Annotated in this window: 26 protein-coding genes and 1 tRNA gene; 3 read left to right on the top strand and 24 right to left on the bottom strand. The window is 69.6% G+C overall.

From position 1 onward, the window contains the following. Positions 1-3: 3 nt before the first annotated feature. Genes MARKY_RS03320 through MARKY_RS03330 form a run of 3 tightly spaced genes read right to left on the bottom strand, consistent with a single transcriptional unit; the run spans position 4 to position 1,857 of the window. Positions 4-495 carry a CarD family transcriptional regulator gene (locus tag MARKY_RS03320; RefSeq protein WP_013703454.1) on the bottom strand — a complete coding sequence of 164 codons (492 nt, stop codon included), beginning with the start codon at positions 493-495 and terminating at the stop codon, positions 4-6. A 35-nt stretch (positions 496-530) separates the two neighbouring features. Then, positions 531-1,280: a metallophosphoesterase gene (locus MARKY_RS03325; RefSeq protein WP_013703455.1), complete on the bottom strand. Its 750-nt coding sequence runs from the start codon at positions 1,278-1,280 to the stop codon at positions 531-533. Then, on the bottom strand, positions 1,273-1,857 hold the full coding sequence (locus MARKY_RS03330) for a Rad52/Rad22 family DNA repair protein (protein ID WP_013703456.1): 585 nt from the start codon (positions 1,855-1,857) through the stop codon (positions 1,273-1,275). The genes MARKY_RS03325 and MARKY_RS03330 overlap by 8 nt, the downstream gene beginning before the upstream one ends. Positions 1,858-1,933: 76 nt before the next feature. On the opposite strand from MARKY_RS03330, the gene MARKY_RS03335 reads away from it, so the two are divergent. Then, positions 1,934-2,009 (top strand) — tRNA-Ala (locus MARKY_RS03335). A 42-nt stretch (positions 2,010-2,051) separates the two neighbouring features. On the opposite strand, the gene MARKY_RS03340 is transcribed toward MARKY_RS03335, so the two are convergent. The 7 genes from MARKY_RS03340 to MARKY_RS03370 all read right to left on the bottom strand — a co-directional run bounded on the left by MARKY_RS03340 (position 2,052) and on the right by MARKY_RS03370 (position 9,174). Beyond that, positions 2,052-2,402, bottom strand: a complete 351-nt coding sequence (locus MARKY_RS03340) for a hypothetical protein (RefSeq protein ID WP_148230396.1) — start codon at positions 2,400-2,402, stop codon at positions 2,052-2,054. Between the two features lie 141 nt (positions 2,403-2,543). Further along, positions 2,544-3,245 (bottom strand): 7-cyano-7-deazaguanine synthase QueC, encoded by a 702-nt coding sequence (gene queC / locus MARKY_RS03345; RefSeq protein ID WP_013703458.1) that lies wholly within the window; start codon positions 3,243-3,245, stop codon positions 2,544-2,546. Beyond that, the gene (locus MARKY_RS03350) at positions 3,245-3,844 is read right to left on the bottom strand and encodes a 7-carboxy-7-deazaguanine synthase QueE (RefSeq protein ID WP_013703459.1); all 600 of its coding nucleotides are present in this window, start codon (positions 3,842-3,844) and stop codon (positions 3,245-3,247) included. The genes queC and MARKY_RS03350 overlap by 1 nt, the downstream gene beginning before the upstream one ends. Continuing rightward, positions 3,837-4,226, bottom strand: coding sequence for a 6-pyruvoyl trahydropterin synthase family protein (locus tag MARKY_RS03355; protein WP_013703460.1), 390 nt, complete (start codon positions 4,224-4,226; stop codon positions 3,837-3,839). Before MARKY_RS03355 ends, MARKY_RS03350 begins: the two co-directional genes overlap by 8 nt. Positions 4,227-4,328: 102 nt before the next feature. Continuing rightward, the gene (locus MARKY_RS03360) at positions 4,329-5,942 is read right to left on the bottom strand and encodes an FAD-dependent oxidoreductase (RefSeq protein WP_013703461.1); all 1,614 of its coding nucleotides are present in this window, start codon (positions 5,940-5,942) and stop codon (positions 4,329-4,331) included. Further along, positions 5,939-7,426: a glycerol kinase GlpK gene (gene glpK, locus MARKY_RS03365; RefSeq protein ID WP_013703462.1), complete on the bottom strand. Its 1,488-nt coding sequence runs from the start codon at positions 7,424-7,426 to the stop codon at positions 5,939-5,941. Before glpK ends, MARKY_RS03360 begins: the two co-directional genes overlap by 4 nt. Before the next feature lie 56 nt (positions 7,427-7,482). After that, positions 7,483-9,174 (bottom strand): ABC-ATPase domain-containing protein, encoded by a 1,692-nt coding sequence (locus tag MARKY_RS03370; RefSeq protein WP_013703463.1) that lies wholly within the window; start codon positions 9,172-9,174, stop codon positions 7,483-7,485. A 56-nt stretch (positions 9,175-9,230) separates the two neighbouring features. Between MARKY_RS03370 and MARKY_RS03375 the strand changes: the two genes are divergently transcribed. Then, positions 9,231-9,692 (top strand): tRNA (cytidine(34)-2'-O)-methyltransferase, encoded by a 462-nt coding sequence (locus MARKY_RS03375; protein ID WP_041657800.1) that lies wholly within the window; start codon positions 9,231-9,233, stop codon positions 9,690-9,692. Here the strand turns inward: MARKY_RS03375 and MARKY_RS03380 are convergent. From MARKY_RS03380 to aroA, 13 genes are all read right to left on the bottom strand, one after another. After that, positions 9,658-10,728 carry a [LysW]-lysine hydrolase gene (locus MARKY_RS03380; RefSeq protein WP_013703465.1) on the bottom strand — a complete coding sequence of 357 codons (1,071 nt, stop codon included), beginning with the start codon at positions 10,726-10,728 and terminating at the stop codon, positions 9,658-9,660. The two genes, MARKY_RS03375 and MARKY_RS03380, sit on opposite strands and share 35 nt — an antisense overlap. A gap of 8 nt (positions 10,729-10,736) precedes the next feature. After that, entirely contained in the window at positions 10,737-11,303 is a 567-nt protein-coding gene (locus MARKY_RS03385; RefSeq protein WP_013703466.1) for a hypothetical protein, read from the bottom strand. Positions 11,304-11,307: 4 nt separating this feature from the next. Continuing rightward, positions 11,308-12,468, bottom strand: a complete 1,161-nt coding sequence (gene lysJ / locus MARKY_RS03390) for a [LysW]-aminoadipate semialdehyde transaminase LysJ (protein ID WP_013703467.1) — start codon at positions 12,466-12,468, stop codon at positions 11,308-11,310. A gap of 17 nt (positions 12,469-12,485) precedes the next feature. Continuing rightward, complete coding sequence (locus MARKY_RS03395) at positions 12,486-13,289, bottom strand: [LysW]-aminoadipate kinase (protein WP_013703468.1); 804 nt, start codon at positions 13,287-13,289, stop codon at positions 12,486-12,488. Between the two features lie 20 nt (positions 13,290-13,309). Continuing rightward, complete coding sequence (gene argC, locus MARKY_RS03400) at positions 13,310-14,350, bottom strand: N-acetyl-gamma-glutamyl-phosphate reductase (RefSeq protein WP_013703469.1); 1,041 nt, start codon at positions 14,348-14,350, stop codon at positions 13,310-13,312. Further along, entirely contained in the window at positions 14,347-15,192 is an 846-nt protein-coding gene (gene lysX, locus MARKY_RS03405) for a lysine biosynthesis protein LysX (RefSeq protein WP_013703470.1), read from the bottom strand. Before lysX ends, argC begins: the two co-directional genes overlap by 4 nt. A 4-nt stretch (positions 15,193-15,196) precedes the next feature. Further along, positions 15,197-15,367, bottom strand: coding sequence for a lysine biosynthesis protein LysW (lysW, locus tag MARKY_RS03410; RefSeq protein WP_013703471.1), 171 nt, complete (start codon positions 15,365-15,367; stop codon positions 15,197-15,199). After that, a complete protein-coding gene (locus tag MARKY_RS03415) occupies positions 15,367-15,672 on the bottom strand; it encodes a hypothetical protein (RefSeq protein ID WP_013703472.1) in 306 nt (101 codons plus the stop codon). Before MARKY_RS03415 ends, lysW begins: the two co-directional genes overlap by 1 nt. Positions 15,673-15,693: 21 nt before the next feature. Then, the gene (locus MARKY_RS03420; protein WP_013703473.1) at positions 15,694-16,185 is read right to left on the bottom strand and encodes a LeuD/DmdB family oxidoreductase small subunit; all 492 of its coding nucleotides are present in this window, start codon (positions 16,183-16,185) and stop codon (positions 15,694-15,696) included. Next, positions 16,178-17,431: a 3-isopropylmalate dehydratase large subunit gene (locus tag MARKY_RS03425; protein ID WP_013703474.1), complete on the bottom strand. Its 1,254-nt coding sequence runs from the start codon at positions 17,429-17,431 to the stop codon at positions 16,178-16,180. Before MARKY_RS03425 ends, MARKY_RS03420 begins: the two co-directional genes overlap by 8 nt. After that, on the bottom strand, positions 17,428-18,576 hold the full coding sequence (gene lysS, locus MARKY_RS03430; protein WP_013703475.1) for a homocitrate synthase: 1,149 nt from the start codon (positions 18,574-18,576) through the stop codon (positions 17,428-17,430). Before lysS ends, MARKY_RS03425 begins: the two co-directional genes overlap by 4 nt. Positions 18,577-18,737: 161 nt before the next feature. After that, on the bottom strand, positions 18,738-19,370 hold the full coding sequence (gene cmk / locus MARKY_RS03435; protein ID WP_013703476.1) for a (d)CMP kinase: 633 nt from the start codon (positions 19,368-19,370) through the stop codon (positions 18,738-18,740). Then, the gene (gene aroA, locus MARKY_RS03440; protein ID WP_013703477.1) at positions 19,361-20,638 is read right to left on the bottom strand and encodes a 3-phosphoshikimate 1-carboxyvinyltransferase; all 1,278 of its coding nucleotides are present in this window, start codon (positions 20,636-20,638) and stop codon (positions 19,361-19,363) included. The genes cmk and aroA overlap by 10 nt, the downstream gene beginning before the upstream one ends. 70 nt (positions 20,639-20,708) lie before the next feature. Between aroA and MARKY_RS03445 the strand changes: the two genes are divergently transcribed. After that, positions 20,709-21,704 carry a DHH family phosphoesterase gene (locus tag MARKY_RS03445; protein WP_013703478.1) on the top strand — a complete coding sequence of 332 codons (996 nt, stop codon included), beginning with the start codon at positions 20,709-20,711 and terminating at the stop codon, positions 21,702-21,704. Between the two features lie 3 nt (positions 21,705-21,707). Here MARKY_RS03445 and MARKY_RS03450 read toward each other — a convergent pair whose 3' ends face one another. Further along, positions 21,708-22,943, bottom strand: coding sequence for a DUF5666 domain-containing protein (locus tag MARKY_RS03450; protein ID WP_013703479.1), 1,236 nt, complete (start codon positions 22,941-22,943; stop codon positions 21,708-21,710). Positions 22,944-22,953 lie beyond the last annotated feature (10 nt).

The following is a 22,953-nucleotide window of genomic DNA, read 5'->3' on the forward strand; positions in this document are numbered from 1 at the left end:
GGGCTAGGGGCTGGGGGTGAGGGCCTCGAGCATGCCCATGACGCGCGCCTTAGCGGCCTCGAGGGTCTCGCTCAGGCTCAGCGCGACCTCCGAAGCGAGGGCGGTGAGCGCGTCCTCGTACAGGCGGCGTTCGCTCGAGGCCAAGGGTTTCGCCTGGTCGCGGCGGTACAGCGTGCCCACGAGGGCGGCGAGCTTGAAGGGGTCACCGGAGGCTAAAAGGCGCTGTTCCTCCCGGTAGCGCGGCATCCACACCGAGGGGAGGGGCAGGTCCTCCGCGAGGGCTTGCCAGAGGCGCTCGAGCTCCGCGGCCGCAAGGGGCGGGCGTAACCCCGCCTCCCGTACGGCCCCCACGGGGACCATGATTCGCGCTGCGTCGCTGAGGAGCTGCACCACGTAGTACTGTTTACGGCTCCCCATGACCTCGCGTTCCACGACCTCCACGATGCGTCCAGCGCCTTGTGCGGGGTACACTACGGCGTCGCCGACCTGAAACATACTGCCCTCTATTCTAACCGGGCCGCGGCCGATGGTTAAAAGGACGCCACCCGCCAGCGCAGCACCTCAGGGCTTACGACGAGCTCGAGGTACTGGTTCCGGTCCAGCGCGTCAATCAAGGCGATGCCGTGCGGCTCGAGGATCTGGATGCCTTGGGGCATCGCGGTGTGCCCGTACACGCCGAACCGGTACCCCATGCGCGCGAGGTACTCGGGGTGCGTGCGCCACCAGCGCTTCGCTTCGTCGCTTTGGTAGAACATCGCGTCGTACGCCTGCAGCCAGGGGGCCGGCCCGACATGGGCGAAGTGCACGCCGTGCAGCCGGTACTCTCGGGGAAAGGCGTGGATCCACGCCTGGAGTTCCTCCGGTAGCGCGAGCCCCCCGCGGTCGGGATCGAACTCGGCGTGCACGATTCCGGAGGCATTCCCGAGCAAAGGGTGCCGTTCCAGCACGGCCGCCTCGTGGTTCCCTAAAAGCACGATCGCGTGCCCCTGGGCGGCCTCCACGTACCGCTTGAGGCGCCACAGGCCCCGCACCTGCGCTCGAGCCGCGGCCTTGAGGTGCGCGGGGTTTTGGGGGTCGTAGGGCTCGAGGCCCGTGAGGCGCGTGTACTGGGCAGCGGTCTTGGGGTGGATCAGGTCCCCGAGGAGGACGACCCGGTACCGTCCGTCGCGCACGGGCAGGGTGGGTAACAGCGTCTCGTCCGCGGCCTGGGCCCGCTTCAGAGCCTGCCAGAGCCGGCCGAACGCCGCGTGCACATCCCCGATGGCCACTACCTTAACCATGCGCTTGCTTCAAGAGGTTGCGCAGTTCCCCGTACAGCCGCCGGGTTTCCTCCGGGGTCTTGCCGTACCCGCCGTAGCGCGTGATGATCCGGGCCGCTTCCATCCCCAGCCCGGCGTCCTTGAGCCGTTCAACCAGCCGGTCGATGAGCTCTTGAGGTTCGGGTTTGCGCTCTTCTGGAAGGGATGGTGGGGTGAAGCGGCCGGTCTCTGGGTCGTAAGCTACCCACCGCTTCTCCAGCCGGTACAGGTCCCGCCCCACCCCGAACTTGACCGCCGCGCGTTTCAGGGCGTCGGAGAAGGCGGCTTTGAGGCTATCGCCTTCCCCCACGTCCTCCTTGGTGATGCCGAGCACGGTCAGGCGGCACTTGACCGCGGGGGGCGCGGTGGAAAGGACCTCGTACGCGTCGAACCACCCCTCGGGCCCCACCACCCGGTCGAGGCGCTCGAGGACGGCGCGTGCGTCCACGTACGGCACGACGAGGGCGCGGCGCTTGTCCTTGGAGAGGGTTTCGATGCGCCACTGGATCGCTTCGGGAGGGAAGGGTTCGGCGAGGCGTGCCCATACGGTTTCGCTCATCAGCTCGATTCTAAACCCGGGATGGGGGAGGGCTGGACAAAATCAGGACTCCGTGCTAACTTAATCCTTGCGGCGTGGGGCCGTAGCTCAGTTGGGAGAGCGCGTGAATCGCACTCACGAGGTCAGGGGTTCAAATCCCCTCGGCTCCACCAAGAAAGCCCGGGCGGCCAGGAGGCCGCCCGGAGCGTTTTGGGTTAGCGCGTGGCGCACAACCCCCACAACGCGACCCCCCCTCCCGAGCGCCGCAAGGCGATCACCCAGTCCCCGTTGCGCGTATCGATGAGCATAACCCGGACGTACGGGCTTTTAGCGATCGCGGTTCGGTTGCCGAGTACGAGCCCCGCCCGCTCCAACGCGCGCACCTCATCCGTCCATGCCCGTACGCCCGGACGTAGCCGCACCTTGAACACCAGGACCTGGGAACGGCAGGGCAGGCCAAGCGTCGCGGCTTGCCGTTGCACGGCGAGTTGCATGCCCAGGTAAGCGAGAGGCGCCTCGAGCCAGCGTGCGGGCGTGAAAGGCGAGGGGAGGGGGGTCCAACGCACCTCCGCGCCGCTCTTCGAGCCCGCGCACGCTGCAAGCCCCACTAAAAGACCGGCCGTGACCCAGCAACGCCAACCTCTCCCCACCCGAAAGGCGCCTCCCTTCGCATTAATGCTACTGGAAGGGGAGTGGTTCCCGTGAAGCTAACGCGCCTCCTGGGCGTACAACTCTCGCCCCTTGGGGGTGGCGAGGTCGGGCCGGCCGGCCTCGATCAAGGCCCGGTCGCGGATGCGACACGAGTCGCACAAGCCGCAGGGTTCCTCGCCCCCCTGGTAGCAGCTCCAGGTGCGTTCGATCGGCACGCCTAACGCGAGCGCGCGCCGGACGATATCCGCCTTCGTGTCCATCACCAAAGGCGCGACGAGCCGGGGGGCCTGCCCCTCCAGGCCGGCCTTGGTGGCGAGGTTGGCGAGGCGCTGGAAGGCCTCGAGGTACTCCGGCCGGCAGTCCGGGTAGCCGGAGTAATCCACGGCGTTGATTCCCAGGTAGATAGCCTCCGCGCCCCGCGCCTCCGCGAGGGAGAGGGCGATGGCCAAAAAGACCGTGTTGCGCCCCGGTACGTAAGTGGGGGGGATCACCTCCGGGTTGACGCCCCCGGTCGGCACCTGGATCGTGGGGTCGGTCAAGGCGCTGCCGCCCCACTGCGCGAGGTTCACCTCGAGAACGTAATGCTCCTGAATGCCTAAGGCTTTGGCGACCTCCTTCGCGGCGGTGAGCTCACGGGTGTGCCGCTGGCCGTACGCGAAGGAAAGAGCGATGACCTCGTACCCGTCCGCGAGGGCCTGGGCCGCCGCGGTGGCGGAGTCCAGCCCTCCGGAGAGCAAAGCCACGGCTTTTGGTTTCATCAACGTACCCCCAGTACCTTGTGCGTCTGCAGGCTGACCCGCCACTCGGGGTGCTGCAGGACGTACTCGAGAATGAGTTGCCGGCTTTTTTCGGTGCTCCACTCCGGTTGCAGGTACTTAAGTGCAGTGGGGGGCACCCGCGCGGCGTGGGTTTCGGCCCAGGCGAGGTCGCTCTGGTTCACGACCACGACCTTCAGCTCGTGCACGTGCGGGTAGACGGAGGGGTGTGGTGGGCGGAACTTCTTGGGGGAGAGCGTCACCCAGTCCCACGCGCCGCTGAACGGGTGGGCGCCCGAGGTCTCGAGGTGCGCCCGCAGCCCGGCCGCGCGCAGGGCGCGGCTTAGGGGCGTGAGGTCGTGCATGAGGGGCTCCCCACCGGTCACGACGACGATCGCGGGGGAGGCGGCCTGGGCCTCGGCCACGAGCGCGTCCACGGAGCGCCAGGGGTGCTGGCTCATATCCCAGCTTTCCTTGGTGTCGCAGAACCAACAGCCCACGTCGCACCCCGCGAGCCGGATGAAGAAGGCGCTCGTGCCCGTCCAGTGCCCTTCGCCCTGGACGGAGTGGAAGGTCTCCACCACGGGGTAGCCCTTACGCATCCTCGTACTCCACCCAGCTCGTGGGGGTCTCCCACACCGTGACCTTGAGCCGCACCCCTTCGGGGAGGCGGCGCTTGGTCTCGTCGTGAATGTACTTGGCGATCATCTCGGCGGTGGTCGCGTACTCGGGGGGCAGGACCTCGTTCAGCACCGCGTGGTCCAGCCCGCCTTCGGTGACGTCCTTCTTGGCCCAGCGTAGCGTCTTGAAGTCCGCGACCATCACCGGGTGCGGCGTGTGCGCCGAGGGGTAGAGCCGGTCGGAGGTGGCTTCCACCCGCACCCGGTAGGTGTGCCCGTGCATCCGGCCGCACGGCCCATCGTAGTCCGTGATGTAGTGCGCGCTGTCAAAGGTAAACTCGGTCACCAGCTTCCAACGGGGCATAACCCTCCACTCCCATGACGTTAGGGCCCAAAGCCCATGCCTCCAAACATCACAGCATAGGCCCCAAAAGGCTTGCTGACCAGCGACGGGCGCACGTTTGCCTCACAAGGCGCGCTCGAGCCGCGCTTGAGCCCAACGGGTTTCCGTTTCACGGCGCGCCGCGTCCCACCCCAGTTCCGCGGCGAGCAACTCCACCACGCGCTCCAGGGCTTCGCAGGCCGCGTTTCGATCCAAAAACGCCAGGCGGGTGCGCCGCGCGAGCACGTCCAGGGCGCGCACGGCGAGCTCCTCCCGGGCCGCCCACACCACCTCGGCCTCGAGGTACGGGTGCCCCGGCGCGAGCCGCGCCCCGTACCCTTCCCCTGCGAGGGCCGCCACCCGTTCCGCCTGGTCGCCGTAGGCGTGGTGCAGGTGAGCGGCGACGTCCGGCGCGAGGTCGAAGGCCTCGGCAAGCCGCGCGGCCCCGCTCGGGTCGAAGCGCGCGGCGCCCACGAGAGGAAGCGCCGCGGTCCGGCAGGGGCCTTGGGGGGTTAGGCCCGCACGTCGCACCGCGTGCGTGACCGCGTCCTCGGCCATCTTGCGGTAGGTGGTCCACTTGCCGCCCGTGATCGTGAGGAGGCCGGAGGGGCTTTCGAGGATCACGTGGTCCCGTGCCAGCCGCGCGGTGTCCGCCTCCTGGGGGCGGGCCACGAGGGGCCGCAGGCCGCTCCAGCGGGCCTTGATGTCCGCGCGGGTGACCTCGAGGTTAAAGTACCGGTTCACGTGTCGCAGCAGGTACTCGACCTCCTCCTCGCGCACCGGGGGGTGCGGGTCGGGTGTGGCGGGCTCGTCCGTGGTGCCGACGAGGGTGTGTCCCAGCCACGGGAGGACGAACAGCACGCGCCCGTCCTCCGTCCTGGGGATGAGCAGCCCCGTGTCCGGGGGGGAAAAACGCGCGTCGAGCACCAGGTGCACGCCCGAGCTGACCCGGAGGATGGGTGGGGCGTCGGGGTCGTCCAGGCGGCGAACCTCGTCGGCGAAGGGGCCGGTGGCGTTGATCACAACGGCGGCCGTGACCTCGAAGGCCTCGCCGGTGATTCGGTCCCGGACCGTCGCGCCCCGCACGCGGCCCTCGCGCTTGAGGAGAGCCGTGACCTCCGCGTGGTTCACGGCGACCGCGCCGTGCTGGAGCGCGGTGAGGACTATAGCGAGGTTCATGCGGGCGTCGTCGAACTGCCCGTCGTAGTACAGCACCCCCCCCACGAGCCCCTCAGGGCGCAGGATAGGGAAGCGGCGGAGGGCCTCATGGCGGGGGAGGAAGCGGCTCCAGCCGATCCCCGCCCGGCCCGCGAGCAGGTCGTAGAGCTTCAGGCCGGACCAGTAGTACGGGGCTTCCCACACCCTATAAAGGGGCGTGACGAGCGGCAGGGGGCGCGCGAGGTGCGGTGCGATCCTGAGGAGGATTCTGCGCTCGTGGAGCGCGTCCCGCACCAGGTTGAACTGCACGCGGTCCAGCCGCTTGACGGCCTGCTCCAGGTACCGCACCCCGCCGTGGATCAGCTTGGTGCTGCGCGAGGAGGTGCCGGCCGCGAAGTCGTCCCGTTCGACGAGGGCGACCTTCAGCCCCCGGCTCGCCGCGTCCAAAGCGATGCCCGCGCCGGTCGCGCCCCCGCCGATCACGAGGAGGTCGAACGCCTCCCGCTTCAAGCGCTCAAGCTGTGCCTGGCGCGTGTTCATGCCGAACTCCACCCGCGGGCCCGCTCAACCGCGCGCCGCCAGCCCGCGTAGAGCGCCTCGCGCCGGGCGGGGTCCATCCGGGGCTCGAAGCGGCGCTCGAGGGCCCACCGCGCCTGAACCTCCGGAACGCTGAGCATCCCGGCCCCCACCGCGGCGAGGTACGCCGCGCCCAAGGCGGTGGTCTCCGTCACCTTGGGGCGCAGCACCGCCGCGTTCAACAGGTCCGCTTGGAACTCGAGGAGGAGGTCGTTGGCCGCCGCGCCCCCGTCCACGCGCAGCTCCTTGAGTCGGAGGCCGGAGGCGGCCTCCATCGCGCGGATGGCGTCCGCGGTTTGGTACGCGATCGCCTCGAGGGCCGCGCGGGCGATGTGGGCCTTGGTGGTGCCGCGGGTTAGGCCGATCAGGAGGCCGCGGGCGTACGGGTCCCAGTGGGGCGCGCCCAGCCCCACCAGGGCGGGCACGAAGTACACCCCGCCCGCGTCGGGGACCGAGCGCGCCAGGGCCTCGACCTCCGCGGAGCGCTCGATGATCCCCAGCCCGTCCCGAAGCCACTGCACCGCGGCTCCCGCGATGAAGATCGAGCCCTCGAGGGCGTACGCGGGGGGGTGGCCTTCGAGCTGCCAGGCGAGGGTGGTGAGCACCCCGTCCCCCGTCACGGCCTGCGCGCCGGTGTGCATCACGACGAAGGCGCCCGTGCCGTAGGTGTTCTTCGCCAGGCCCGGCTCCACGCAGGCCTGGCCGAACAGGGCCGCCTGCTGGTCCCCGGCCACGCCCGTGATGGGGATGGCTGCGCCGAAAAGGGCTGGGTCCGTCTCCCCGAAGCGCCCCGCGGAGGGCCGCACCTCGGGGAGGAGGGCGGCGGGGATCTCGAGGGCCTCGAGGAGCTCCGGGTCCCAGGAGAGGGTGTGGATGTTGAAGAGCAGGGTGCGCGCGGCGTTGGTCACGTCGGTGGCGTGGACCCGGCCGCCGGTCAGGTTCCAGATGAGCCAGCTGTCCACGGTGCCGAAGGCCAGCTCGCCTGACGCGGCTCGGGCCTTGAGGTTAGGGTGCTGCTCGAGGAGCCAGCGCAGCTTGGTGCCGGAGAAGTACGGGTCGAGCACGAGCCCGGTCTTGGCGCGGACCGTAGGCTCGAGGCCCTGGACCTTGAGGGCCCCGCAGATGGGGGCGGTGCGGCGGTCCTGCCAGACGATCGCGTTCGCGACCGGCCGGCCCGTGCTGCGCTCCCAGAGGAGGGTGGTCTCGCGCTGGTTCGTGATCCCGAGGGCTGCTACCTCCTGGGCCGAGATCCCGGCCTGCTCCAGGGCTTGGCGAGCGGTGGCCAGCTGGGTCTCCCAGATCTCCACGGGGTCGTGCTCCACCCATCCAGGGCGCGGGTAGTGCTGGGTGAACTCCCGCTGCGCTTGGGCGACGGGCCGGCCGTGCAGGTCGAACACGATGGCGCGGCTCGAGGTCGTCCCCTGGTCGAGGGCGAGAATATACGGCATGCCTTCCTCCTCGCTTCTCCCTATATCTTACAGGTTACAGGGATCGCGTAGCCGCGCTAGGTCCGGGCCTGCCGCACCTCCAGGCTTCGCAGGCGGTTGACCGCGCCCGCGACCTCGAACAATCGGGGCAAGGCCAGCTCGGGGGAGGGCTCCATGGCGAACAGCCCCTCGATGCTGGCCTCCTGGTGGATGAGCTGCAGGGCTTCTTTTAAGGGCAGGTCGGGCCGGGCTACGGAGCGCAGGCGCTTGAGGAGGACGCCGATCGCGCGGGCTTGGGAGTCGTCCACGAGCTGCTCCAGTGCGGAGAGGTCGATGATCTCCTCCCCGAACACCAGCTCGCGCAGCCCCTTGGCCCGCACCTTCTCCTTGCGGCTACGGCGGGGATTGAACGACTCGGGAAGCGGGCAGCGCGGCGTGACGGTGAGGGGGTGGGCGGGGTCCCCGATCGTGCGGCCGGTGGGTTGGGCTTCGGCGACCGCGCGGGCTTCGCGCGTCACCTCGCGCGGCCGGTAGTCCTCCATGAGGATGACGGTGTCGGCCACATCCAGGTAGTCGCCGCTCCCGCCCACCACGAGCAGGACCGAGACCCCGAGCTTCTCGTGCATTTCCCGCACCCGGTCGATCAAGGGCGTGATCGTTTCTTTTTGGACGAGGCGCTGCATGCGGGCGTCGCGGATCAACAGGTTCGTCGCGGAGGTGTCCTCGTCCAGAAGCAGCACACCCGCGCCGGCCTCGAGGGCTTCCAGCAGGGCCGCGGCGAGGCTGGTGGAGCCGGAGGCGTCCTGCGTGGTGAAGGCGGCGGTGTCCTTCCCTCCGGGCAGGTCGTGGATGAAGGGCCGGAGGTCCACCCCGACCACGCTGCGTCCGTCCTCGCTGCGGATCTTGACCGTGTCGGCTCGCGTGACGACCCACTCGCGTCCGTCGCCGGGGATGTGGGGGTACACGCCGTACTGGATGGCCTCGAGGAGGGTGGTCTTGCCGTGGAACCCCCCGCCGGTGATGAGCGTGATCCCTTCGGGGATCCCCATCCCGGTGACCTCGCCGTGGTGCAGGGTCTTGAGGGTGACCCGGAGGCTGGGCGGGCTTTCGAAGGGCAGCGCGCCCTTTAAGGGGGCGCTGGAGACACCCGAGGCGCGCGGCAGGATGCTGCCGTCCCGCACGAAGGCGACGAGCTTGTGTTCCTTGAGCTGTGCCTGGAGGTGGGCGTGGTCCTCCGCGAGCTTGACCCACGTCCAGGCTTCTTTCTGGTTCAGGCGGCTCCAGAAGACCGCCTCCGCCGCGCGCGGCAGGTGCTCGGTGAGGAGGCGGGCGGCGCTGCGCCCCATCACGCTGCGCCCCTGGGCGGGCAGGCCCACGCGGAAGCGCAGCTCCAGGTACTCCTCGTTGATCGCACAGCCCGAGCGCGCGAGGATCTCCGCGTCCCCCGCGTCCACCAGCACCTTGCCGGAGTGGCCGGTTCCCCCGACGCGAGGGATGGACCGCGCCGCCTGGGCGAACACCCGCAGGAGGTAATCGGTCAGGGCGATTCGGCGCGGGGTCGAGGCCCACAGCTCCGGGGGAATCTGGTGGATGTGCTGCGGGATCCTGAGGCGCACGCGCGAGGGGGTCGCGAACGGATCGGCCTGAACGTGGTCCACGATGAGGACGAACCGCCCCTCGCTCCAGCTGCCCTTGATCTCGTTGTAGGCCTTGTAGCCGCGCCGGTCGATCTGCACGAGGCGCTGCTCGAGCTCGGCAAAGCTCCGCATGCCCCCATCATAAGCGGCGTTGGACGCCTTGGGGAGGCGTGGATTATGGTACGGGCGTGGTGCGCGTGGTGTTGTACCAGCCGGAGATCCCGCAGAACGTGGGGAACATCGCCCGGACCTGCGCGGCCGTAGGGGCGGAACTGCACCTGGTGCGGCCCTTCGGGTTCCGTTGGGGGGATCCGAGGATGAAGCGCGCCGGCCTCGACTACTGGCCGCATGTGCGGTACGTGTTGCACGACACCTGGGCGGCCTTTCTCGAGACGTTGGGGCCCCAGGACCGCCTCTTCGCCTTCACCACCAAGGGGGAACGGCGCTACACCGAGGTGGCCTACCGGCCGGGGGACTACCTGTTGTTTGGCCCGGAGACGCGGGGGTTGCCGCCGGAGATCCTCGAGGTTTGGCCCCGGCTGGTGATCCCGATGCCGGGGCCGGTGCGTTCCCTGAACCTGTCCGTGGCGGTGGGGGTTGCGGTGTACGAGGCGCTTAGGCAGGCGGGGTTTGCCGCGCCAGGTGAATGAGCGCTTCGCGGAGCGCTTCGATGCCTTTTAGGAACTCCGGGATGAGGATGTGCTCGTGGGGGGTGTGGTCCAGCGTGGAGTCACCCGGCCCGTACGCGACCATCGGGACCGGCCAGTGCGGGGCGAGCACGTTCATGTCCGAGGTGCCGGTCTTGAGCTTGAAGACCGGTCGCCCCCCGGCCTTGCGGATCCCGACGCGCAGAGCGCGGGTGAGCGGCGTGTCCTTAGGGCCTTGGTAGGGCACCTCCCGCCCGAAGAAGTCGAGCTCGAGGGTGGGCGGCGCGTAGGCGAGCAGGTGGCGGATGGCTTCTTCCGGGGGTAGGCGCGGCGGCAGGCGCAGATCGAAGAAGAGCTCGGCCACCTGCTTGGTCTGGGCGGGGTGGATCCGGAAGTCGCGCAGCGAGTACTGCACCTGGTCAAACGGCCGCATGCCGGTGTTCAGCCCCTCGGTCCAGGCGCGCACCGAGTTGAAGTAATTGATGAGCTCCTCGGCGGCGTTGGGCTCGTGGTGCGCGGAGTGGAAGTTGTCCTTTTCCCGTCGCACCCGAACGAGCAGGCGCCCCTTGTACCCGAGCGTGATCCCCTCCCAGCCCGAAGGCTCCCCGATGATCACGTAATCCGGGCGCAACAGGGGCGCCACGTACCGCGCGCCTTTGGAGGAGGGCACCTCCTCCTCGGTCGCGCCCACCAGGTGAACCGTGAGGCGCTCGAGTGCCTCCTGGGGAAGGCCCGCGGCGGCTAGGATGAAGGTCACGAACGGCCCTTTGGCGTCCACCGCGCCCCGACCGAAGAGCTTGTCTCCCGCAAGGCGCACCGGGATCTCGCCGGGCACGGTGTCGATGTGCCCCAAGAGCACCACCTGCACCGGCCCGGCCCCGAGCTGGCCGCGGGCGTTATCGGCCTCGTCCACCCAGGCCTTCATCCCGAGGCGGGCCATGCCCTCGGCCAGGTACTCGGCGACGAGCCGCTCAGCGCCCGAAGGGCTCGGGATCTCGAGGGCGCCCTTTAGAAACTCCACGGGGTCCAGCGTTTCCATACCTCTCCTTATCGCGCGAATCCGCCTACGCCGGGAAACCACACGGGGTCGAGCACGAGCACCTCCACGGCGGCGGCCGCCGCGTACGCCACGAACAGCAAGGCAAACCACCCAAGCCGCTGCGCCGTCGGGACCTTAAGGCCGCGCCACGCCAGCGCCAGTATTCCCAAAAAGGCCAGAGCGAACGGAAGCCAGACGCTCCACAGGGGCCACCCCAACGCGCGTGCGATCATGCCTTCGTCGTTTTGCGCGGGGGAAACGATCCCCAGGACGAAGAGCAGATAGGGCAGGAGGCGGGTGTACGCCATGACGGCCGCGAGGCTCGCGCCCACAAGGGCCCGGCGAGGGACTCGGTACAGCACCACCACCCCGAGCCCGGCCAGCGCGAGCGAGGCCAGCGGCCCCCCGGCGACCCCCGCGAGCCCGGCCCCCTCCGGCGCTAAGGGGAGGACGCGGTTAAAGGAGAACGCCGCGGGGATTCCCGCGAGGGCGTACCCTATCCAATGACCGAGTTCGTGGAGGGGGTTGCCTAAGGCGGGAATCACAACGAGGCACGCGACGGCCCAACGGGGCATGACCCTAGCGAAGCACCTCCCGCACGGCCTCGAGGACCCGTTCGAGGTCCGATCGTTCGATCACGAGGGGCGGCAGGAAGCGGATCACGTTGGGGCCTGCGGCGAGCGTCAGAACTTGGTGCTCCTGCTCGAGCCGCTGGATGTAGGGCGCGGACCGCTCCTTGAGTTCCAGGCCGATCATGAGGCCGAGCCCGCGGACCTCGCGCACCCGGGGGGAGTCCAGCTCCCGGAGGGCCTCGAGGAACCACGCGCCGAGCTCGGCGGCGCGCTCCCAGAGTCGGTGCGTCGCGATGTACCGCATCGCGGCGACGCCCGCGGCCATCGCGAGGGGGTTCCCGCCGAAGGTGGTGCCGTGCCCGCCCTTGGGCATCTTGTCCGCGATCGGGTGCGTGGTGACCATCGCGCCCATGGGAACCCCGCCGCCGATCGCTTTGGCGAGGGTGAGGATGTCCGGCGTGATCCCGAAGTGCTCCATGGCGAACAGCTTCCCGGTCCGGCCGAACCCGGTCTGGATCTCGTCCAGGATGAGGAGGGCCCCGACCTCCTGGGTGCGTGCGCGCGCGGCCTGCATGAACTCGAGCGTGGCCGGCCGGACCCCGCCCTCGCCCTGGACGGGCTCCAGGATGAGCGCGGCGGTCTCCTCGTCCACCGCGCGGTGAAGGGCCTCCACGTCGTTGTAGGGGATGAACTCGACCGGCTCCACGAGCGGCGCGAACGGCGCGCGGTACTTCTTCTCCCAGGTGACCGAGAGCGCCCCCAGGGTGCGCCCGTGGAAGGACCGCATGGCCGCGACGAACTTGGTGCGGCCCGTCGCGGCCCGCGCGAACTTCAAGGCGGCCTCGTTGGCCTCGGCGCCGGAGTTGGTGGGGAAGACGCGCTCGAGGCCGGGCGGGGTGAGCTCCACGAGGGTCTGGTAGAACTCGGCCCGCCGGTCGTTGGGGAGGGTTTGGGGCAGGACCATGAGGGTCTCGGCCTGGCGCTTGACGGCCTCCACCACGCTGGGGTTGCTGTGCCCCACGTTCGCGACGCCGTACCCGCCCACGCAGTCGATGTACTCCCGGCCCTCGTGGTCCCACACGCGCGCGCCCTTGCCCCGGACGATGACGAGGTCGTGCTTGTTGTATACGCCAGAGTCGTACCGTTTCTCGATCTCGAGCCAGTTCATACCCGCCTCCTTAGGGGTTATGCGATCACCGTGCCGCGGCCCGCGAGGGCTTGGGTGATGGGGGCCTCGACCCGTGCGTCCCCGAGGACCACGCGCCCCACGCCGTGCTGCACGGCCTGGGCGGCTCCTAGGACTTTTTTCTTCATCCGGCCTTCGGCGTGGGTCATGTAGGCCGCCACCTCCGCCGCCGGGATGCGCGGGATCAGGCTGGACTCGTCCGGGTAGTTCCGCAAAAGCCCCGGCACGTTCGAGAGGAGCAACAGGGCCTCGGCCTGAAGCTGCACGGCCACGCGCGCCGCGGCGGTGTCCCCGTCCGTGTTGATCGCCTCGCCTTCGTAACTGATCGCGGGCGGCGTGAGGACCGGGAGGTACCCGTGATCCAGGAGGAGCGTGAGGAGGTGCGTGTTGACCCGCTCCACCGTCCCGGTGTAGGTGTCGCGCCGCACCTTGAGCTTGCCGTTCTCCAGGTACTTCACGGCCTTCTTGCGCGGCCCCTCGAGCACGCGCCCGTCCAGTCCCGAAAGCCCCACCGCGTTCACGCCGCGTTGCTGCAACAGCTCGACGAGCATCTTGTTCACCTTGCCGCAGTAGACCATCTCGAAGATCTCGAGGGTCTGGCGGTCCGTGAGGCGGCTCGTCAAGCCGCCGGGGTGCTCGAGGAACCGCGGCGGGTGGCCCAGCGCCTCGGCGATGCGGTTGGTTTCGGCCGAGCCGCCGTGCACCAGGACGAGCCGCGTGCCTTCCTTCCAGAGCCGAGCGGCGTCCTCAGCGACCGCCGCGTAGTTGATGCCCTCGGATCCACCGACCTTGACGACGATCATGCCGACCTCCGGATCCGCCGTCACGGGTGCAGCCCCGTGTACGTCAGGCCTAGCGTCTCAGGCCAGCCGAGCTTGAGGTTCAGGGCCTGTAGGGCGTGCCCGGCCGTGCCCTTGACCAGGTTGTCCAGGGCGCTGATCACCACGAGCCGGCCCGTGTCCGGCTCGAGCTCGAACCCGATGTCGCAGTAGTTCGTGCCTTCGAGGACCTTGGGGTCCGGGTAGCGGTGCACGCCTTTTTTCTGCTTGACGATCCGGATGAAGGGGGCCTCACCGTAGACGGCGCGGTACGCGGCCCACACGTCCCGCTCGGAGTACCCGTCGGGGAGGAAGGCCTGCGCGGTCATGAGGATGCCCCGCACCCGCTCGCTGGCGATGGCGGTGAGGTGCACTTCGGGCCGGCCGGGCAGGTACTCGAGCACCTCCGCGGTGTGGCGGTGCCCGGTCGCCTTATAGACCCGTAGGGACCCCGCGCGTTCGGGGTGGTGCGAGGCCGGCGTGGCCTGGGCGCCCGCGGCGGAGGAGCCGACCAGGACGGTGACGAAGACCGGCTTGGGCAGCAGCACCCCTTCCGCGAACAGGGGGTACAGGCCGAGCAGCGTCGCGGTCGCGGTGCACCCCGCCCCGGCCAGGTACGGCTTGGCCAGGATCTCCGCGCGGTTGATCTCGGGGTTCGCGTACGCGAAGCGCTCCAGGAGATCGGGCCGGGGGTGTGGCGCGCCGTAGAACCGCTCGTAGAGCCCCAGGTCCTTCAAGCGAAAGTCCGCGGAGAGGTCGATGATCAAGGGGGCGAGGCCCTGGTAGCGCTCGAACTCCCGCGCTGCGACCCCGTGCGGCAGGGCCAGGACGAGCACGTCCGTGGGCTCGAGGGCTTCCGGTGTCGTGAACTTCAGGTTCGTGGCGCCGCGGAGGTTCGGGTGCACGAAGTGCACGGGCTGCCCCGCGTAGGTGCGGCTCGTGACCTGCTGGACCTCGAGGTACGGGTGCTGTAGGGCCAGCCGGAGGAACTCCCCTCCGGCGTACCCCGAGGCCCCCACGATGGTGACGGTTTTAATCTCGCTCACGCTGCCTCCCGTAGCGCTAGGGCGTACTCGAGGATCTTTCGGGGAATGTCCACGCCGGTGGTGTCCACCGAGTTCTTGAACTCCATGGTGTGGTTGACCTCGTTCACCACGAGCCCGTTGGGGGTCTCGAAGAGGTCCACCGCGACCACCCCGCCCCCTACGGCTTGGGCGGCCTTGACCGCGAGCCGGTCCAGTTCGGGGGTGACGGGGCAGTTCGAGGCCGTCCCGCCGCGGGCGGTGTTCGTGATCCAGTGCGGCGCGCTGCGGTAGATCGCGGCGATGGTGCGGTCGCCCACGACGAAGGCCCGGATGTCCCGGCCGGGTTTCTCCACGTACTCTTGGAGGTAGTGGAGCTGGTGCTGGTACCCCATGAAGGCCTTGTGCTCCAGGAGGGCCTCGGCCGCGTCGCGGTCGTTGACGCGGGCCACCATGCGCCCCCACGAGCCCACCACGGGCTTCATCACCACGGGGTACCCCCACGCCTCGAGGACCTCGAGGGTGGTTTCGGCCTCTAGGGTGAGCGCCGTGCGGGGTTGGGGCACGCCTGCGGCGGCGAGGGCGCAGCTCGTGGCCCACTTGTCCCCGCAGACCTCGATCACCTCGGGGCGGTTCACCACCGGGATGCCGAGGGCCTGGAGGTACCGGCTCGCGGCGAGGCCCCGGGACTGGCTCACCGCGCGTTCCACCACGACCGTGACGCCCTCGAGCTCGGGGGGGCGCGCGTCCAGGGTCATCCTAAGCCGCGGCAGGTAGATCTTCCGGTACGGGACCCCCAGGCGCTCAGCGGCCTCGAAGAGCAGCCGCTCGTCGGTGCGGATGCGGTCGTAGAGGATGGCGAGCACGGGGCTACTCCCCCCAGTCCTCCGCCTCCTCGGGCGCGGGCTCGAGCCGCAGGGGGTCGAGCTCCACAACCTCCAGCTCCGCGCCGCAGCTGTCGCAGACCAAGAGCTCGCCGAGCTCGGGGTTCTCTACCGTGATCGCGTTGCCGCACTCCAGGCACTCTACCGTCTGGGTCATCACTCCTCCTCCTCTTCCACGTCGGACCAGTCGGGCCGGAAGGTGAAGCCGCACTCGGGACAGACCACCGGCCCTTCCTCCTCCACTTCGATCGCTGCTTCGCAGCGCGGACAGTCCACGAAGAACCCGTGTCCGCCCTCGACCACCATGATCTCGAGCGGGTCCAGGCTCATCACCTCCACGACCGCGCTGCACGCCTCGCACTCCAGCAAGTCGCCTTCGTTCAACACCTCAAGCACGTCCTCTTCCAGCGCCAGTATCTCGCCGCACACCGGGCACTCGAGTTCACGGGAACCGGCTTCCATAAGGACCCTCCCATCCTCACTTTACCCGCCCGGAAAGCGCCCGCGGCGTTTGTAGTACTCGAGCAGGGAGCCCGCCTCGAGCGCCTCGAGCAGAAACGCGGGTGGGGGGGTGAGCCGGTAGGTCCGGCCCCCGTGCCGGAGCGTGCCGCTGGCGATCTCGAGTTCGACCTCGTCTCCGTCCTCTAGCGCGTCTACCACCTCCTCCGATTCAAAGGGGATGATCCCCAGGTTCACCAGGTTGCGGTAGAAGATGCGGGCGTAGCTTTTAGCGATGATGGCCTTGAGCCCGAGCCGCTTCAAGGCTTCCGGGGCGTACTCGCGGCTCGAGCCGAGCCCCAGGTTGCGCCCCGCCACGAGCACGTCTCCCGGCCGGAAGGCCTGGGCGAACCCGGGCCGGAGGTGGGCGAAGGCGTAGGTGTGGAACCGGTCCTCGCCCACCATGAAGGGCGCGTACTTCCCGGGGAGGATGTCGTCCGTGTTGATGTGGTCGCCGAACTTCCATACCCTAGGCATCGTTGGCCTCCAGCGCTTCCGGAAGGGTGATGTACCCCGCGACCGCGCTCGCCGCGGCCACCCGGGGGCTTGCGAGGTAGATCTCGGCGTCGGGTGCGCCCATGCGTCCCTTGAAGTTGCGGTTTGAGGTGGAGACGCAGACCTCGCCTGGTGCGAGCACCCCCAGGTGCCGCCCCATGCAGGGCCCGCATCCGGGCGTGCCGATCGTGGCCCCAGCCTGGATCAGCGTGAGGAGGGTGCCGTCTTTCGCGGCTTCCTCGAGGACCTGGCTGCTCGCCGGGATCACCAGCATACGCACCCCCGGCGCGACCCGGCGGCCCCGGAGGACCTCGGCCACCGCGTGCAGGTCCTCGAGGCGGCCGTTGGTGCAGGTGCCCACGAAGACCACGTCCACCTTCTTGCCTTGTACCGCCTGCACCTCGTGCACGTTATCCACGAAGAACGGGACCGAGACCCGGGGGGTGAGGGTGCTAAGATCGATCTCCACCTCACGGGCGTACACCGCGTCGGGGTCCGGGTAGAGCCACTCGGGCACCGCGTACTGCTCGAGGATTTCGCCGGAGGGCACCACGATCCCGGCTTTCGCGCCGGCCTCGACCGTGAGGTTGGCGAGGGTCATGCGCGCGCCGCGCCCCAGGGCTTCGGCCCCGTCCGTGAGGTGGATCTCCACCGCCATGTACGTGGCGCCTTCGGCGGTGAGGCGGCGCACCATCTCCAGGGCCGCGTCCTTGGCGCTGACCCCGGGGGGCAGGGGGCCGCGGAGGGTGAGCTTGATGGACTCGGGCACCCGCAACCAGGTCTGGCCGCTCGCGATGGCCAGGGCAATGTCGGTGGCGCCCATCCCGGTGCCGAACGCGCCCACCGCGCCGTAGGTGGTGGAGTGCGAGTCCGAGCCCAGCACGATCCAGCCGGGTTGGGCCAGCCCTTCCTCCACCAGGACCTGGTGGCAGATCCCGCGCCCCACGTCGAAGACCCGGACCCCTGCCGCCCGCGCCCAGGCGCGGGCCTTCTGCTGCGCTTCGGCCACGGTGACGTTCGCGGCGGGCGCGACGTGGTCGATCACTAGCGAGACGCGCTCAGGGTGCTTGGGGGGGTGGCCCAGCTCGGCCAGGCGTTGGATGACGGTGGGGGCGATCGAGTCCACCACCATGACCTGGTCCACCTCGACTACCACGAGCTCCCCCGCGCGCACCTCGCGACGAGCGCGTTGGGAAAGGATCTTTTCCGCGAGGGTCAGTCCGTTCATGCCAGCACCCACTCCCTGAGGATCCGGTCCAGCTCCTCCAGCGTGAGCGTGCCCTGGTCCGCCAGGGCCTTGATCCGGTGCGTGATGCGCTGGAGTTCCTCCTCCCCAAAGGAAAGGCCAAGCTCCTCCGCGCGCTTTTTGATCGCGGCGCGACCCGTGAGGCGGCTGCCGATGATGAGCTTGCGGGAAAGCCCGAAGGCCTCCGGGGGGTAGGCCTCGTAGGCCTGGGGGTTGAGGTAGATGGCCTTGAGGTGCATCCCTGCCTTGTGACTGAAGGCGCTCTCGCCTGTGATGTAGTTGTTGAAGGGGATCTGGATCCCGGTCATTCGGGCGATCATGCGGTCCAGCTCCGGGAGCATCTCCAGCCGGTACTTCCCGGCCACGTACTCGGGCTGAAGGGTATACATCCGCGCAAGAAACCCCCCGAGGGGCGTGATCCCGTTGCGTTCCCCGATCCCGAGGATGCTGGTGTCCACGTGCGTAGCGCCGGCCTCGAGGGCCTCGTACGCGTTGGCCACGGCGCACCCGGTGTCGTTGTGCCCGTGGAACTCGATGTCCACCTCCGGGCCGACCGCCCGCCGGACCTCGCGCACCAGGGCGTACACCTGGCGGGGGGTGGCGACGCCCACGGTGTCCGCGAGGCCCACGCGGTTCACGTACGGGGCGACGCTGCGGTAGACCGTGAGGAGGTCGTGCTCGTCCGAGCGGAAGGTGTCCTCGGCGGAGAACCGCACCTCGACCTCGGGGGCTTGCTCGCGGATGAGTTCGATGACCTCGAGGGCTTCCTCGATGATGCGGGGGATGTCCCGTCCGTGGGCGGCCCGCAGGTACTTGGAGGTGCCGAAGAGGAGGTCGATCCCCTGCACGCCGGTCTCGAGGGCGGCCCAGGCTGCTTCTTTACGGCACTGGATGTGGGTGATGACCTTGGCCTTGAGGTTCAGGTTGGCCAGGACCTTGGCGTCGCGGGCCGACTGGGGGGAGGCGACGGGCGTGGTGACCTCGATGTACTCGATGCCGAACGCGTCAAGGGCTCGGGCGATCTCGACCTTGTCGCCGGTGCTGAAGTGGGCGCGTTCGAACTGCTCGCCCTCGCGCAGGGTTGAGTCGATGATCGCCCAGCTGCCGAGGGACCGTGGGTTTGTCATCTTGCACCTCCATCGCTGCACCTCCTTAAAAAGAAGGCCGGCCCGCGAACTGAGCGGGCCGGGGGATGGGGAAGCCTGGGTAGGCTACCTACCCCCCGGCGCTCAGTTTTTTCGCGAGCCACGCCATCCTAGTGAAATGTTATACGAAGGGGTGCATGATGTCAACCATAGGTCCGAACCCGCTCCAGGACGGCACGGACCACCTCCTCGAGGTCCATCGCGGAGGTGTCGATCCACACCGCGTCCGGCGCAGGCTGGCTTTGGGCCTTGTCCGCCTCATCCCTGGCCCGAAGAGCCGCCTCGATGGCCGCCACGTCCTCGCCGCGCTCGCGGGCGCGCCGCTGGGCGCGCACCCGGGGGCTGGCCGTCAGGTAGAACTTGAAGCGCGCCCCGGGAAACACCGCGCTTCCCATGTCCCGGCCCTCCACCACGAAAGGCGGCTCGAGCTCAGCCAGCCGGGCCTTGACGTAAGCGCGCACCTCCGGGTGGCGCGCCACGGTGGAGACCACCGCGTCCACGGCGCTGGTGTGCAGCTGTGCGGTCACGTCCTCGCCGTTCGCGAGCACCCGGTTGCCTTCCGGGCGCGGCTCGAGCCGCACGGGATGAGCGCGGAGAAGATCGAGCACGGCCCGCGCGTCCGTGGGGGAGGTGTGGTAGCGCAGCACCTGGTAGGCGATGCCGCGGTACAGGAGGCCGGAGGAGACGAAGGGCACGCCGAGGGCCGCGGCGACCCGGCGGGCCACGCTGGTCTTTCCAGAGGCTGAAGGACCGTCGATGGTGATGATCAGCGACACGCGAGTCCCTCCAGGGTGTTCCAGAAGTCGGGGAAGGAGATCTCAGCCCACTCCGCGTCCTTCACCGTCACGCCGACCGGAAGGCCGCAGACCGCGAAGGCCATGGCGATCCGGTGGTCGTGCATGGGCTCCACCACGCCGGGGCGCACCCCGCCCCCCTGGATCTCGAGCCAGTCCGCGCCCGCCGCGACCCGCACCCCGAGGTTCTCGAGGTTGTGCGCGATCGCCTGCACGCGGTCCGACTCCTTGACGCGGAGCTCCGCCAGGTTCGGGATGTGCGTCGTGCCCTCGGCCCACGCGGCGGCCGCGGCCAGGACCGGCACCTCGTCCACCATACGCGGGATCAACTCGGGGTCCACCCGCACGCCGCGCAGCCGGGAGGAGCGCGCGCGCACCCAGCCCACGGGTTCGCCGTCCTGTCCCTCGGTGACCCGCCACTCGAGGTCCGCCCCCATCTCCGTCAGGACCTGGAGCAACCCGGTGCGCGTGGGGTTCAGGCCCACGCCGTCGATCGTGACCTCGCTTTCAGGGGTGATGAGGGCGGCGACGATGAAGAAGGCTGCGCTGGAGAAGTCGCCGGGCACCACGAGGTCCTTGGCCGGGTACGGCGCGGCGATGTGCGTGCGCACGCGGCGGCCCTCGACCTCGAGGGGCAGCCCGTAATGCCGGAAGAGGCGCTCGGTATGGTCCCGGGTCGGGGCGGGTTCCTCCACCTCGGTTTCGCCCTCGGCGAAGAGGCCCGCGAGGAGCAGGGCGCTTTTCACCTGGGCGCTCGCCACAGGCAGGGAGTAGCGGATTCCCTTGAGGCGCCCGCCGCGGAGGGCGAGGGGGGCGCGACGGCCGCCGTCGCGCCCGTCGATTCGGGCCCCCATCTGCCGCAAGGGCACGACCACCCGGTCCATGGGCCGGGCGCGGAGCGAGGCGTCCCCGGTGAGGACGCTGAAGAAGTCCTGGCCGGCCAGCACCCCGCTCACGAGCCGGATCAGGGTCCCGGCGTTGCCGCAGTCCAGCACGTCCGCAGCCTCGCGCAGACCGTGAAGGCCCACGCCCCGCACGCGGTAGTGCGGGCCTTCCTCCACGATCTCGGCCCCCAGCGCGGCGAGCACCCGGGCGGTGGAGCGCGTATCCCCGGCTTTTAGGGGGTGGAGGATGCGGCTGGTGCCCTCCGCGAGCGCGGCGAGCATCAAGGCGCGGTGCGTGACGGACTTGTCGCCGGGCACGCGCAGGGTGCCCGAGAGCGAAGGGGTGGGGGGCAGGACGCGATCCATCCCCTGGGATTATAGCGCTTGGTGCAGGGGGCGCCTTCGTGCGTGGGGTGAGGGGCCTATAGTAGTAGGGATGGACGCAACGCTGAACCAACCTGAACCGCGCTATTGGGAGAAGCTCCGGTTGGTGGCCGAGACCTTGAAGCTGGTGGAGGGCCCGATCGTGGTGGCGAGCCACGTGGACCCGGACGGGGACGCGATCGGTTCCTCCTTGGGGCTGGCCCGCGCGCTCCGCGCGATGGGGAAAGAGGTCCTGTGGGTCGCGGAACCCCCGCGCTTTTTGCGGTTTTTGGTGGAGGAGTCCGAGTACCACGAGCCCCTCGAGCGCCTACCGGAGGGCGCGACGCTCGTGGTGCTCGACTCGGCGGACGTGGCCCGGGTGGCCGGCGTGCCGGTGGAGGGGTTCGTCATCAACCTGGATCACCACGGCACGAACCCGCGCTTTGGGCACCTGTCGGTGGTGGACCCCACGAAGGCCGCGACCGCCCAGATCGTGAAGGACCTGATCGATCTGCTGGGCGTGGCTTGGACGCCGGAGGTCGCCACGCCGGTCCTGGTCGGCTTGATCACCGACACCGGCAACTTCCGTTTCTCGAACACCACGCCCGAGGTGCTCCAGACTGCGGCGGAACTCGTGGGGTACGGCGTGAAGCTCGCGGAGATCACCGACCGGCTCCAGTGGCGGCCCCCCCAGTACTTCAAGCTGATGGGGCGCGTGCTTTCGACCGTCCAGTTCCACTTCGGCGGGCTCCTGGTAACCGCGCACGTCACGCCCGAGATGGCCCAGGAGGCCGGCGCGACGGAGGAGGACTCCGACGACTTCGTAGGCGCGATCCGCTACGCCGAGGGCAGCGTAGTGGCGATCCTCTTCAAGGACCGCGGGGACCACGTGAAACTCTCCATTCGCAGCCGGGGTGGGGTGTCCGCGCAGAACATCGCCACGAGGCTCGGGGGCGGCGGGCACGTGCCCGCCGCCGGCGCGACCTTGGAGGGGGAGACCCTGGAAGGCGCGTACCCCAAGGTGCTCGCGGTGGTTGAGGAGGAGCTCCGCCGGGCCGGGTACCTCTAGCCCTTACTCCAGCTCGACCTCCTCCGCCAGCAGCACCCCGTTGCGGAACGCGCCTTTGACCTTGACTGCCATCCCCGTCCGGTCCGCACCCCAGAACGCGTCGGCCGGGATCCTTTGGTCCTCGAGCGCGTACGCGGTAAAGGCCGTGGTTTCCACGGGGATCCCGGCCACCTGGAAGGTGCGGGCCACGGAGTTGAACCCCGTAAGGGGACCTTCAAGCTCGAGCTCCACCGCTTCCCGTTCGTCCTCCACCTCCACCTCGCGGGCGTGTACCGTGACCCCGTCGTCCGCGAGGGTGCCCTCGACCTCTACGAACGCGCCTTCCGTCAAGACGCCTTTAACCTCGGCCTGAGAAAAGTCCACGAGGAAGTCGAGCAGCCGGAAGGTTCCGTGAACCGCGTCGAGGGCGTGCACGAGGCCGCTGAGCTCCACCGCCGCCCCCGCGGTGCGCGTTGGGGTTTCCAGGGCCCGCACCCGTTCCAACTGGATCTCCCCACGGCTGAAGGGGTCGTTCGGGTCCCAGCGCGCGGTGCGCTGACCTCGAGCCCGCACGAACCCCCCGTTCGCGAGCGGGCCCCGCACCCGTTCAGCATGCCCGAAGGCCGCCGTGTACACGCCGAGGCCGTAGGTGAAGGTTCGGGCGAGGGGGTCCAGGTCCCGGATCGCGAGGCGCAGCTCGGCGCGGTTGGGGTGCTCGGCCTGGTCCTCGGGGTGGTGCTCGATGCGGGTGGCGAGGATCGCCCCGTCGGGGTCGTTTGGGATCGGGGGACCGAAGGCCGTCACGAAGTCCCCGGGGCTGAGATCGGCCAGCGTAAGGGCAGTCTCGCCTCCGGTGGGTTCCTCCCGGACGATGCGGGTCGCGGGCGTCACGCGCGCCCTAAGACCGAGGACATCCACGAACCCCGCTTCAGGATCGACCTGATCGATCGCACCTTTGGCCCGAAAGCGGACCTCGATGTGCGTGACGTTGACGCGGGGGCCGCTGAGGGTGCCCGTGCCCGCGACCACGACGCCGGGCGCGACGGTCGTGGGCGCGGCGGGCTCGCCGTTCAGCGTGATCGTGGCGGCGCTTAGGTCGAGGACACGCCCGCCTAGCGTGAGCGCGTCGGGCGGTCCTTGGACGACCCCGGCGAGCACGAGGGTTGCGGAGGGGGAGGCGGTAGGCATCACGCTCCCGCAGCCCGCGAGGGTGAGGCCAGCGATCGCGCCGAGCAGCGCTCGGGTGCTGTACGGGTTCATTGTGCACCTC

It is taken from the genome of Marinithermus hydrothermalis DSM 14884 (assembly GCF_000195335.1).
GTDB classification, from domain to species: domain Bacteria; phylum Deinococcota; class Deinococci; order Deinococcales; family Marinithermaceae; genus Marinithermus; species Marinithermus hydrothermalis.